Source organism: Photorhabdus viridis (assembly GCF_040256935.1).
Classification (GTDB): domain Bacteria; phylum Pseudomonadota; class Gammaproteobacteria; order Enterobacterales; family Enterobacteriaceae; genus Photorhabdus; species Photorhabdus viridis.
The window spans coordinates 1-229 of the sequence record NZ_JBEJZY010000451.1 but is presented as its reverse complement, the minus strand read 5'-3'; the positions used below and the strand labels follow the sequence as shown (position 1 = coordinate 229).

Below are 229 nucleotides of genomic sequence, written 5' to 3'. Positions count from 1 at the left end.
GAGACCCCACACTACCATCGGCGCTACGGCGTTTCACTGCTGAGTTCGGCATGGGGTCAGGTGGGACCACCGCGCTATCGCCGCCAGGCAAATTCATTTCATCCCGACCGTCATGTGCCTGCTCCACACACAACCATCCAGATCAATCTGTTCAACAAGCTAAAAATTCTCTCTCTTCTCTCGCACCAAAACACCTTCGGTGTTGTAAGGTTAAGCCGCTCGGTTCATT

1 rRNA gene is annotated in these 229 nt (G+C 53.3%); it reads right to left on the bottom strand.

Features of this window, described 5'->3' with window-relative positions:
* Positions 1-88 (bottom strand): 5S ribosomal RNA (rrf, locus tag ABR397_RS24105); the annotation flags it as partial.
* Between the last annotated feature and the right edge of the window lie 141 nt (positions 89-229).